Annotated in this window: 7 protein-coding genes; 3 read left to right on the top strand and 4 right to left on the bottom strand. The window is 65.2% G+C overall.

The features are described 5' to 3' along the window. The first annotated feature begins 10 nt into the window (after positions 1-10). On the top strand, positions 11-7,951 hold the full coding sequence (locus tag IFU00_09960) for a hypothetical protein (protein MBD8542607.1): 7,941 nt from the start codon (positions 11-13) through the stop codon (positions 7,949-7,951). A 394-nt stretch (positions 7,952-8,345) separates the two neighbouring features. On the opposite strand, the gene IFU00_09955 is transcribed toward IFU00_09960, so the two are convergent. Then, positions 8,346-8,522, bottom strand: coding sequence for a hypothetical protein (locus tag IFU00_09955; GenBank protein ID MBD8542606.1), 177 nt, complete (start codon positions 8,520-8,522; stop codon positions 8,346-8,348). A gap of 295 nt (positions 8,523-8,817) precedes the next feature. Here IFU00_09955 and IFU00_09950 point away from each other — a divergent pair, with 295 nt between their 5' ends. Beyond that, the gene (locus tag IFU00_09950) at positions 8,818-9,096 is read left to right on the top strand and encodes a hypothetical protein (GenBank protein ID MBD8542605.1); all 279 of its coding nucleotides are present in this window, start codon (positions 8,818-8,820) and stop codon (positions 9,094-9,096) included. Positions 9,097-9,298: 202 nt separating this feature from the next. On the opposite strand, the gene IFU00_09945 is transcribed toward IFU00_09950, so the two are convergent. Next, the gene (locus IFU00_09945; GenBank protein ID MBD8542604.1) at positions 9,299-10,465 is read right to left on the bottom strand and encodes a tyrosine-type recombinase/integrase; all 1,167 of its coding nucleotides are present in this window, start codon (positions 10,463-10,465) and stop codon (positions 9,299-9,301) included. Between the two features lie 197 nt (positions 10,466-10,662). Between IFU00_09945 and IFU00_09940 the strand changes: the two genes are divergently transcribed. Then, positions 10,663-11,061, top strand: a complete 399-nt coding sequence (locus IFU00_09940; protein MBD8542603.1) for a hypothetical protein — start codon at positions 10,663-10,665, stop codon at positions 11,059-11,061. 76 nt (positions 11,062-11,137) lie between these two features. Here the strand turns inward: IFU00_09940 and IFU00_09935 are convergent, their stop codons facing one another. Both IFU00_09935 and IFU00_09930 read right to left on the bottom strand, forming a co-directional pair. Beyond that, the gene (locus IFU00_09935) at positions 11,138-11,752 is read right to left on the bottom strand and encodes a nicotinamide mononucleotide transporter (GenBank protein MBD8542602.1); all 615 of its coding nucleotides are present in this window, start codon (positions 11,750-11,752) and stop codon (positions 11,138-11,140) included. Positions 11,753-11,857: 105 nt separating this feature from the next. Further along, positions 11,858-12,352, bottom strand: coding sequence for a pyridoxamine 5'-phosphate oxidase family protein (locus IFU00_09930; protein MBD8542601.1), 495 nt, complete (start codon positions 12,350-12,352; stop codon positions 11,858-11,860). Between the last annotated feature and the right edge of the window lie 145 nt (positions 12,353-12,497).

The raw sequence follows: 12,497 nt of genomic DNA, 5'->3' as shown, positions 1-12,497 counted from the left end.
GGACATGGACATGGACAAGATCATCGATGATCTGGCGAAGAGGCCGGACCTGCTGCGCAATGTGAGCCTGGCCGGCCCCATGGTGGGCGACGGCACGCATTCGTGGCCCATGTGGATTTTGCATGCCGGCGCGCCCAGCTTCGGCGCCCAGAACGCGGTCGATGCCAAAGGCAAGAAAAACGGCACCGTGGCCGACCACGTGCATCCGGTTCGGGTCCTTGCCACCGACCCATCCGGTAGCGGCGCACCACCGGCCATGCGTCCGCGCCTGTTCGACCTGCATTTGGTGGTAGGCGCCCAGAACGAGCGCTACCGTCAGCCCGAAGTGGCCGCCGACAATAACGAAGATCCGGACGGCCTGCTGTTCGGCTGGACCCGCAACGCGCGTTCGCTGCCGGCCAATTTCGGGCACAGCCTGCGCACCGCCCCCGAAGGGAGTGACGCTTCGGACGGCGCGGCGCCGTTCGTTCACGTGGTGGCCGAGTTGCTGCCGGACGGCTGGCCGAGGCCCGACAAGGTCGCCCCGAATCCTGAACATCAAGGCGATCGTGTGATCCCGCTGGCGCCCCTGCGCCTGGTGACCGGCCGCGTCGGCTTGCGAGTCAATCCGCAAGCACGCGACGCCCGTTGGTTGGTGCGCATGGGACTGGTCGGCGTGGACAGCGCAAGCAAGGACTGGCACACCTGGCCGGTCGTCTGGCTGGTGCCGGATGGGATTGAGTTCGACGCCAGGCTGCCCTTCCCGGGCCGTTCGGCGCTGAGCGGCAGGATCTTGCTGCGCCCCGAACCAGGGGATGGCCATGGCGCCTTCCGGGCGCACCTGCTGGCACCGGCTGATCACGAGGCCTGGGCCGACGCCTGGAATGCCATCGTGCCGGCTGCCGGCGACGCCGGCGAGCGACTGGCGGGGCTCAAGTTCTCGGCGCGGCGCGACAGGAAGCTGCCCGGCTTTTCCTGGCCGGTAGCGATTGACGGCAGCGGCCGCGAGCCTATGGCGCTGCCGGAGCGTGCAGTCGAAGTTGACGGTACCGATTGTGCCGTCTCGCTGGTCAGCCCACCGGTGATGGGCGCCATCGACAGCGTCGCGGCGCTGCTCCCGGCACGGCTGCACGCGTCGGAAGGCCAGGCGGGGTTAGCAGGCAAGATCCTGTTCACGCTGGCCGACGGCGCCGCTCCCAAGTCGAGCTTTGCACTGCGCTGCCGGTGCGCAGTCGGCACATTCACGCTCGAAAACATGGCGCAGGAAAAGCTTAGCCTGGACATTGAACTGGTGAGGCTGTCGCGCTCACTGCGCGATGCCTACGGACTTCCGACGCCGCCGCCAGTCCCGGCCAGGAACGACCCCGGTCCGCTCGGCCGTGAATTTGGCCGTCCCCTGATTCCTGCTTTCGTGGCCCTTGAAAATGGCTGGCTCCAGCTGACCGTGCCCAACCTGGGCCCGCTCGACCGCACCAACGACCTGGCGTTTGCAACGATTGCCCGCACTCAACCGCGCAATGTGCTGGGCGGCTTTCTGCGCGTGCGCCACCCCGGCATGGCCGGCGCCGTGCAATCGGGCCACTTTCCTGCGGCGGGCGCGCCGCGCCAGATGGCCGCCCCCTGGAGCGTGACGGTCGAGCAGGCCGGCGCTGTGGCGGGCACGGTGGTACTCACGCCAGGCAGCGGCGCAAGTGCCGCCACGCTCGAATCGGCCACCTTCGTGCTGCATGACCCGGTGCTGTCCACCCGTGGCATGCTGTGGCTGTCGGCCGACCGACCGGACACACAGGAAGCGCTGCCACGGCTAGGGGCCGGCCCTGGCGCCTTCATTGATGTGCTGATGCAAAGCCCGCAAACCGTGGGTCCGGAGCGCAGCGCGCTCACCGCCAGCGTCGACGGCCTGTCGATTTCAGTGGAGGTAAAGGGGATGCATGGGCAGGCCGCGCTGGGCTGGACGTCGATGGCGCTCGGCTTTGGCGTCGACAACCTGCGCTGGGTCAAGCAGGTTCTGAAACCACAGGAAGCACATGTTGCGCTCAAGGCCGCAGGCGACTGCGTGATCGATGACTTCACTCTTTCGCCCAAGCCCGAACAATACCAGGCCCCCTTACCCGCCGTCGCCTGGCTGCGCCATCCCACCGTGCCGCTTGCGGCTGCGATGCCGATGACCCGTGCCGGCGCAGGTTCCGCCCGCCCTCTCGAGAGCCGCGACCTGATCCCGTTCGCCTTGCGCCCCGGCGGTGCCCTCCCCACCAGCGGCACGCTGCCACTGGCGCTGCTGGCCATGTCGCACCACGCGCCCCTGCTGGCGCTGCAGAAGGTGGACGGCACCGTCTTCAGCCTGAACTCGCTGCCATGCTGGCCCGAACCGACCGGCAGGATCGAATGCTCTAAACTGTACGAGCGCGGCATTGCCTTTGCAATGGCCGCCGTGCCCGGCGCCGAGCTGCGGGTGATCAACAGTGGCGGCACGGCGCCCGGTTACGGAAAGATCAGTTTCGAGGCGGCGTTGCGCTACGATCTACCGCTGCTGGACGAAGCCTTTGCTACAGCTACGCTGCCGCCGCCGGACGCCCCGGCTTCCAATCCGGAGCCGCCTTCCGATGCCAGCGTGCCGACCACGCTCGACTGGCCCCTGCTTGCCGCCTTCTGGAAGGACCAGGAACGCAAGCAGCAAAACAGCCGCGTGGTCGACAGTTACCTGAGCGGCTTCGGCGCGGTCGATACGATGCTCGACGTCAAGGTCAAGACCCTGGTGCGCCAACTGGCGTGGAAAACCACCTGGCAGCTCGACACGCGCCCGGTTGCGGGCCAGCCCACCTATGGCGCACTGCACCTGGCCGGAGCCGCCCCGATCAGTGGCAATAGTGCGCTGACCGGCTACGACGGCTGGTTCTTGCCCGACCTGCGGCGCAGTGAACTGAACCCGGCCCTGGCGTCGACGCCGGGCGCGGTGCGGGTGCGCGGCTTCAGCCCGGGTACCTTGAATGCCAATGACATGGAACTGGACAATGCCCTGACGGGCGCGGCCCGCGCCGTCCACACGGCCAACAAGCGGCTGATCGAGCGCGCGGTCACGGTTGGCGGTGCCGGCACCGGCAGGCGCCTGCTGTCGCTCGCGGCGCCTCTGGAGTTCCAGATCAACGGCAGCGTGTTTCAGTTCTGGTTCAAGGATGTGCTGTTCACGCACGACAAAGCGGAGTTGAAGGACGATCTCGCCGCGCCGCTGGCGTTTGACGCCCTGGAGGACGACAACAAGCTGGCCGTGGGCGGTTTCGAGTGGCGCCTTGGCGCGGCAGGGCTTGACCACGCGGCCCTGACGCTGCTGCTGGGCCGCAGCGAGATTCCATTTTTCGGCTTCCGCCTGGAGCCGCTGCGCCTGCTGGCGCTTACCGTCAAGGACGATGACCTTGAAACGACAGCCCTGCTATGCCGCCTGACCCTGTCGCCGCGCATCGATAGCGGCAACCTGGTCCGGTTGACACTGACCAGGAAGGGGGCTGGCCAGCCCATCGTCGCAGGCTTTACCCTGGTCCGCGCCGGACTGCCGCTGCGCTTTGCCCTGATGGCGCACGACAAGGATGATAAAAATAACGCCCTTCGCCGCGTGCTGATCACTGCCAACTTCACTGGCAGCACCGGTTTTGCCCTCGCCGCCAGCGCCTGTGCCATCGATGTGGCAGGCGTCATGGTGGAGCTGGGCGAGGCCAGCATCGCCCCAGCAGCCGACGTAGCCGGCGCGTGTCAGGTTGCCATCAATGCCACGCCGTCCGCTGCGCCTGAATCCACATCGCGCCTGCGCATTGCCAAGGCCGAAGTCAAGGCCGGCTACCGGATCGACGGTGCCGGTGCCAGCCTGCGCCTGACCGATCTTGCTCCGGAGCTCACATGGACGCGCACCATCGAATTGTTCTCCCAGGGACAGCAGGCGTTGAGCTTCGGACTGGACGGTGCGGCCAAACTCACCCTGCTGGGCATTGACAGTGCTGGAGCGCGCCCGACTGTGGAAGAAGCCAATGGCGCGCTGTCGGGACGTATGGCGGGCAGCTTTGCCGTTGGTGGCGGCACGGCGGCATTCGAAGCGGCCTGGGTAGTACGCCTCGGCAAGCCCACGCGCGCCAACGGCACCGTCGACCTGGTGGCGGGCCGCTGCGAAGGCGTACTGGAACAGGACCAGAGTTGCTACATCGCGGGAGCGGACAGCCTGTTCGGTCCCGGCATCAAGATTCAGGGCGGGCGCCTGGAGTTTCAGGTCAGTGCCGAGAAAGACAGCCCGTGGCACGGCGCGGCGGTGGTGAGCGCGCAGATCGACGCCCAGAGCGACATTGCCTGGCCGGCACTGTCGGTGGCAACCGATCAGCCGGTGCCCCTTCCCATGACCAACGCCAAGCCGCGCACCGGGCGCGTACTGATCAGCAAGGGCGCCGGGGCAAGCGCCAAACACCAGGTGCGCTGGACTTTGGCTGGGCACAGCTTGCCGCTCGAACTGGCGGCGGCCGTGATGCAGCGTGACTCGAGCGTAGTGTGGGTGGTTCCTGCAATGGCACGCCACAGCCTGATACGCGGCGCCACCAACGTCAGCTGGACCGGGGTCGAATCGCTGGCCGTGGGCCGGCCTGCGGGTCTGATTCCCCATCCATCAGCAAGCCATGCCAGTGAGCCGCTGCTGTTTGCCGCGCGCTACAAGCGCAATATCACCGGCGGCACCTTTGGCAACGACGAACCGGGCATGCTGCGGGCCGGTGTGGGCGGCGCGGCCACGGTGCTGCAGGGTGCTCTCGGTGGCGCCCTGCGCAAGCTTTACTGGGCCGGCACGCCGGCCGACAATGAGCAGCGCAACCGGCTGATGCTGGGCGGTGGGTACCTTGGTCTGCTGACGCTGGCGCCGGCGACCGAGACCGCGCCGCTGCTGCGCCTGCCGCTGCTGGCCGGCAGCGGCGTGGCCCTGGCGCAGGATCAATTTGACAGCGGCGGCATCGAGCTGGCCTGGAACGACGGCGCGGCAGCGCGCGCGGTGTCGCTCAGCCGTCCCACTGCGCCCTCCCCTGCCAACGCTTCGTACGAGGCACTGGCTGCAGCACTGCTGGCCGGCTCCCTGGTGCATGCGGGTGCCAGCGCCGGCGATGCACAGCTGGCGGGTTCGCTGCTGGTAGAGCAAAGCTTCGACTATCGCCCGAACGGTGGGCCGGTCACGCTCGCCTGCGGGGTGTTCTTTGCGGCGGCGGCGGTTTCGGTCGACGCCGTGCTGAACCTGCCGGCGGACCCGAAGCACACCGTGACGTCACTGTCGCTGGTGGCTGCCAGCCTGGTTCGGGGCGATGCAAGGCCGCTGTCGCTGGCGGCTTCGGTTGCCATGGGCGACGTGGAGCCGACTATTCCACCAGCGTCTGACAGAGCGTGCCTGTACGTGCTGGGCGCCACGCTGCGCCACGCCCGCTGGCATGGCAGTGCATCCGGCGCCGAGCTGCCGGACGCCATGGTGGCCTATCTGCGGGCGCTGGCCGCCACCATCGATGCCGATCCGGTTGCATTCATGCTGGTGCAGGCCGGCGCCGCCGTCGGCCGGCGCTACCTGACCGGCGCCATCGCTTCGCTGGCACTCGACAGCGGCTCTGCGCGCGCCCCGGGCAACAACGGGTTTGCCGATGGCGGCCGGGGCCTGCCCGCTGCGCCCGCATCCGATGCCCTGCGCTGGCTGGCGCCCGCGCTGGAAGGTCCCGCGCGCCCGATTCGCGACGCCAGACAGCCCGGCGGTCCGGGCTCGGCGTGGACTGGCTCGGGTCTGGCCGGCCTGGCGCGCGATCTGTCGCTACCCACCTCGGCGACGGCGCGGATGAAGCTCGCCGGTAACGTCGGCGCCGCGCCGGTAGTGTGGCTGTCGCAGACCCAGGTACCGGTGTACCTCCCGCTGCAATTGAAGGGCTTGCAGGGGGTGCCTGTGGCCTGGCTGCAGAATGCCCCGCCGCTGGTGCGGCTGCCGACGGACGCCGATCTTTCGACGGCAGTGCGCGACAGCGCGCCACGTGGCGCCGCCGAAGCAGCTGGCGACGTGCAATCGTTCATGCCGGCATGGCTGGGCGCGGCGGCAGTGGGCGAACGGGCCGGGATCATGACCGTGCGCCGCGTGCGCCTGCTGACCCGGCTCGACGCGCCCGCCGCCGCCGCCATCGATGCCTACGATGCCATGCACCCGCGCTTTGGCGCGCCGGCCCAGGCCGGATCATCATTCGCGCGCAAACTGCGCACCCCGCGCCCGGGTCCGCTGCCGGTCAACGTCGGCGACCCGGCGCGCGACCGCCGTGTACAGGCGTCGGCCGCGCGCCCGCTGGCACCCGCCAGCGCGGTGCTCGGTTCAGCCGACCTGGTGCAGGGCGGGCGCGGCGCGTTCGAGGGCACCGCGAAGGATCGCGGTGACAAGTTCCTTAGTTGGGCCATCGAAGTCGTGGCCAGCCCGGAGACGGCAAGCGTGGTCAGCGAGCGCTGGGACGGCTCGCTGCGGCTGGTGTGCCGCATCGACGTGCGCTTCGAGCTGGCCGAACGGCCGAAACCAGTGGCGACGCCAGCCGCCTTTCTTGCGACGGTACTCAAGCTCGAGAGCAATGCGAGCAGCGCGCGCCTCAAAATTGGCGAACACGTCATCGACTACCGCTGGCTGCTGCCTGAACCCCATGCCAAGCTGGTGGATTGGCGCAAAGACGAGTCCGCCGGGATCGTCACGCATAGTGCCAGCGTGATCCTGACGCTCGATCCGCGCCAGTTGCCGGCGCATCAGCAGACGCCAGCTGTGTTAGACGCGATCAGTTTGGCCCTATCCGGCTCGGTCACGCTGCCGCCGGTGGAGCTGCAATGGACCGTCAAGCCAGGCTCTGCGCGTGCCCTCGTGCCGCTTGGCAAAGAGGCGATTGCCCTCGATGCCGCCGCCCGGCACGAAGGGCGCCTGATCGAGGGGGATGCCGAGCGTGCGCCCTTGACGCTGCGCATGCCGCTGTATCTGGCGCTGTCCACACGCGGCGCGCTGCCCATGATGCCGGCCACCATGGTGTTCAGCGACCCGGCCTACAACCGCGACCTGGCCGGGCCACCCGCGACAAATGGCGCGCCACTGGCCGCAACCGGTGGCGACCAGCAACGTGGCGCGCTGCGCATGATCCTGGCGGCTGACCGCGCCCGCGTCAACACCCGTGGCGTGATCACGCTGATGCTCGACATCGCCTACGAAAAACGGCTGGACGAGCTGGCGCAGGCGGCCGCGGAAAAAGCTGGCGTCGGCCCCGGCGGCGACCTGGAAGCAGCAAGTGCTACCGCAGCGGGCCGTCTGACGCTGCGACTGGTGCCGGTCGCCGGCAAATCACGGGATCTGAAATTGTCAAGCACGGCAGGAGCCAGCGCCCTTGTCATGAAACCTGGCACGGTCTATGAGTTGCCGCTTGCCGTGCTGCTGGAAGAGGACGGTACCCCGGCGCAGCTGCGGGCCGGTGATGTGCTGCAGCTGATGGCGACGCTGACACGCGTCAAGCAGAACGCTGTGACGCTGGAGATGCGGCTGTTCGACAGCAAGACCGGCGTACTGACGCCGGCGCTCATCCAGCTGCCGCCGCCGAAGATCTGCATGCTGACGCTAACCCTGACCCAAGAGGCGGTGGTTGAACCACCGCCGGCGCTCTACTTCGCCCTGCAGCGCAGCTTGAATTCGGCAAACCAGTGGCGCATGAGCATGCCGCTGCACGCGCAGTCACCATTACCACGCCGCGTCAATCTGTTGGAACCGGCACGCGGCTTTCGCACCGGCATGATGACCCGCAGCGCCGACTTTGTATGGTATCTGAGCAGTCCAGTAACCATGCTGGCAGAACAGTCGCTGGCCATCCACAAGAGCGACCGCAACGGGCAAGGATATTGGCCGGAAAAGGACCAGGAATTTCTGACGCCCGAAAACCGAAACCTGAAACCTTACGAGCCACCAAAACTGTGATATGGACGAAAGGAGAAAAGACAAAATTGTTACGGTTCCGGACCACCATAACTGGTTGATCTCGAATGGCCGCGAGCAAGTGGCGCACGCGTAGCGATGCGTGTGCCAGGATACTGTGCCGTTCGCACGTACATAACCGCGCGAAGGTCATTCTTCCCTACCGAGATTACGGAGGGGCCCATGCACGCCGGAGGTGATTGATATCAGGTTGGACGCCGCAGCGCGCGCAGACCTGTAGCACGGCGCTATGTTCCGAGTTGCTCAATACCGGCCCGCGATCCTTCGGAGCATGGCCGTTGAGCCACCAGCAAACCGTGCGCCCAACGAGCTTTTTCGGAATACGCTTTTTCACTGGACAGAAAAGCCGGCTCTTCGCCGGCCGCCTTCGGTGTAATTACTTCGATTTCCCGCCTTTGGTCGTGGTGCTGCCTCCGCCTTGCTTGTTCGACTCCGCTATCTGCTTTCCCCGGTTGCCCTGAACCTGGTCATATTGCCTGTTCGTGCCGGGCGTGCCCTTGTTCGCGTTATCCATATTGGATGAATTGTCTTGTGGTGCAATTTTGTTCGACATGATGACCTCCAGTTGATTGACATACCAAAACCAGATGTGGAACTCCGGCCCCAGTGAACTTACCACCTCTCTGGCTTCTGCCGCGCACTAACGATACCCCAGCCCCGCGGGAGCTGCTCCCCTACTGTCGCTGATCGCTGATCGCCTGTCTGCATCCACACGCTGCATCCTTTTCCGGGGATGCAGCAATCCGCCCATCGCCTCGAACTGCGCACGGCACGCGGGCGGGAATTTGCGCGTAATTGGTGACTGCGTGACAATGCCAGAACACTGATTGATCACTCAAAGGAACATCATGAACATCACCGTCCAAAATACTGTCCCCGCAACCACCCGCATCACGCTCGTCGGCGAAATGCACGATGGCAGCTTTGCTGCCGAGATCATGGCCGAGACCGCTGTTCCGTACACTCCTTATTGGGACAATCTGCTCGAACAGCGAATCGTCTATATCCAGCCGGATGATGAGCAGCTCGGGGCGATCATCACCGCGTTGAACGAACGGCGTCTGACACTCGACGAATTACAGAATTACGGTAGCGCCGAAGGCGGCACCTCCTCCATTCCGGTATAAGCGGGGAGCAGGCGCACAAAGGGGGCAGTGCCCCCTGTTATCTTGCACTGCCCAAGGTCGATCCAAACCGCCCCCGCTCTTGGTAGCTTGCCTGATCAGCATTGTCATGGCCGGAGTTGTTGGCGTTAGCGTTTTATTTTTGGCTTCTTGTCTCTGTTGGTTAGTTACCTTTTAAAAGAGAAGACCACGTCTTCTTTCACAGTCAATTAATTCCCCGGTCACCATTCGAACGCAGAATCTCGTCATGCCGCTCGTGATCGGTCTTGTGCAGATAGGCCGCCGTCGTCGCGATGTTCGCGTGCCCTGCTGTATCTTGCAGCGTCTTGAGTTGCACGCCACTGTTCGCATGATTGGTCAGCATACTGTGGCGCAGCCAGTGTGGTGACGCCAGGCGCAGCGTCGACGCGCTGTCGCCATCCCCTTTCGCCGCCGCATCATCCGCTGCGAGCTGGAAGATCGCCTTGAGCGCTTCGGACGCGGCCTCGTCGGTGATTCCTACATACTCTTTTGTACGGCTCGACAGCACCAGAGGCATGCGATCTCCCCTGCTCGTCTGCTCCAGCAGACCGAACGCGCGCCGGTAGTCGCGATAGGCGCCGACCGTAGCCGGGGGCGCCGGCAGCCGGCGCGGCTTGTTGCCCTTGCCCAGCACGTCGAGCCACCAGCGCCCGTCGCCCTCGCTGTAGACGGCGCCCATGTTCGCGCTGACGATTTCGTTCAGGCGCGCGCCGGTCTGCGCGAACGCGATCAGCAGGAAGCGGTCACGCGCGCGTTGACGCGCGGTCGCTTCGGTATCCCCAGGCCGTGCTTCGGCCGCGGCCAGCGCATAGGCAATCGCGGCCGGACTCAGATAGCGGGTGATGCGGCTCGCGTGTGCAGCGCGGACATTGCGCACGAGCCGTGCAGGATTGCGGCGCAGGTAGCCGGTTTGCTCGGCAAACGTCAGCACGCCCTTGATCGCAATCATCGCCTGGCGGCGGCTGGTATCGGACAGTGGACCCGTGAACGGCCGATAACGCGGGTCGTTGCGTGGCCATTTGGTGGTGCTGATCCACGCGGGCGGCGGCTGCCGGATGAATTCCTTGTACAGATTGAGGTCGCCGACGTTCAGTTGCTGGAATGTCTTGCCTGCTTCTTCGCGGCACCAGGTCAGGAAGCGGTACAGCTCTTTCTGCAGATTGGCGACCGACTTGGGACTGAGCTCCCCATGAGAGATGTATTCGCGCGCCAGTTCGGCATCGCTCGTCGCCGAAGTGACGGGCTCATCGTACATGCTGGAAAAGCTGCCCGCACCGAGCCGGCTTGCGGCCGCGCGATCAGGGTCGGCTGGTGGCAATGGGTCGAGATTGATCGGTACGAACACAGGCATGAGCACGAATGAATATAACTGTATGGATATACAGTATAGCATCGTGCCGCCGGGCTTCGTAAGGTCTGATGGCCCAAAGTTTCGCTAAATTACCCATGAAGGGCGCTCTCGTCCTACAGCGCCATGCCCTGCGCGCCGATACGTGTCCGCCCTGCCCTGCACGACAATGGATCATCCATTTTACGGAGGGGACTACCATGAACAGCAACGCACCCGCATCGACGACTGCAACCCAGGACGCCACTACTGTCGGTATTGGTGGCCAGACCAGCGGCCAGCAAGGCGCGACGCCATCGCATGAGTCGCAGACAGAAACTGGCGGCAATGGTGGCCCGGGGCTGACCCGTAATCAGTCCGGACCGTATGTGAACGCGCCCGACGGTACCGAAGGCGATGAGCCGCCGATTACTGACGGCAGCGCCGCACCGCAACCGGAAGCGCCAAGCACGGTACCGCTCGACACGGCAGCAACGCACACTAATCCAGGCGCGCAGGACACGCGGCCAGGCCAGGCTGGCCCGAAGGTGACCGGCATGGGCGCGCCGGAAACGGGTGGCAATCAAAACGCAGGTGATCTGCCGCCATTCACGCGCTGATGTAAGTTGTGCCCGCCACTAACGTTTCGATGTTCGTCTGGCCAGCTATCCACGCAGGCCAGGCAACCACAAAACTTCACGGCGGGCCGCCTGCAGCAGCATGCTCCCCCCTTGAGACCTGTGCCGCAACCTGCTCTTGCTTCGCCAATTTGCGCCACCAGATCCACGACACGATCGCGTTCACCCAGAAGCACATGTACAGGAACGCCGTCAGGTACAAGCCGCGGCTGAAGTACAGCGGAACCGCAATGGTATTGACCAGCAACCACACCGGCCAGCTCTCGATGCGCCGCCCCATCATCAGCAACTGCGCGATAACAGAAAACACAAGCACCGCTGAATCGATGAATGGTGCGTAAGCATTCGTATAGAAGTGAAGTGCAGCGCCATACGCGCCAGTGGCAATAAGTCCGACAGGCGCCATCCACGCCATCGTGCGCCAGCCCGCATGGGTAATCGGCAGCGGTGCGCCGCCTTTACCATGCAACCAGCGCCACCACCCCAGCACACCCGTCACGACAAAGAACGCTTGCAGTACGACGTCGGCATACAGCTGCGCCCCCATGAATAGCAAGCCAAACAAGGTGCAGCCAACAATCCCGGTCCACCAGGTGTGGACGTTGTTGCGGCCTGCCAGGAAGATTGCGGCAGCCGTGAAGAGGTTCGCGGCCAGTTCAAGCGGAGATATCATCGGATGCGGCGGAGCCAGGATGGGAACATAGTGAATGTCCTCTGAATGAGAGCGGCTACTCTACGCCACTCTCATGCCCCGCCGCAAGTTAGTGCAGAGGAATGCTTACAGCTTGATGGTGCCGTGCTCCGAATCCAGATCCGGCTGCTTGCCGGTCACGGCTGCCTTGGCAACGGCAAACAGGCGCACCATCTTGCTGTCGTTTGAATCCCAGTACTCGGCTGCGTGCGGGACCACGCGCACAAGCACGGCGTGCTGGTCTTCCGGGCCGGCCGGGAACCAGGCCTGGACCATCGGGTTCCACATGCTGCGAATCTTGTCGCGATCGACGATGCGCTCGGCGGTGCCGCTGACCGAGACATAGGTGCTGTCGTCGATATCCGAGAAACTGATGTTCACTTCAGGCTGGTGCGCGATGCTGTCCCACAGGGCGGTGGCCGAATGCACGAAGAACCAGATGCCGCCTTCGGCATCGACGTCCTGCTTGGTCATTGGCTGGCTGGCCAGGTGGTCGTGCTGGTCACGGAACGTGAACATGGCAAAGCGCAGGGAACCGATGCGGTCTTCGAGGGCTGCGACGTGGGTGCGGTCTGCGGTCATGGTGAATCCTTGATTGGGTGAGTAATAGCTCATCCTAGCGTGCCGGACGCCGCCGTTCGGTGCGCGGGCGTACATTTGCGACCCGCTGCGGATGACTTTGGCCTGGTCAGGCTGTCCCGCAGCCGGTGGCAAATCGCTTATAGTA

Origin of the sequence: Oxalobacteraceae sp. CFBP 8761 (assembly GCA_014841595.1) — a bacterium.
Taxonomy (GTDB): Bacteria; Pseudomonadota; Gammaproteobacteria; order Burkholderiales; family Burkholderiaceae_D; genus Telluria.
Note: the sequence above shows the minus strand (reverse complement) of the source record. Positions and strands in the feature narration are given on the sequence as shown.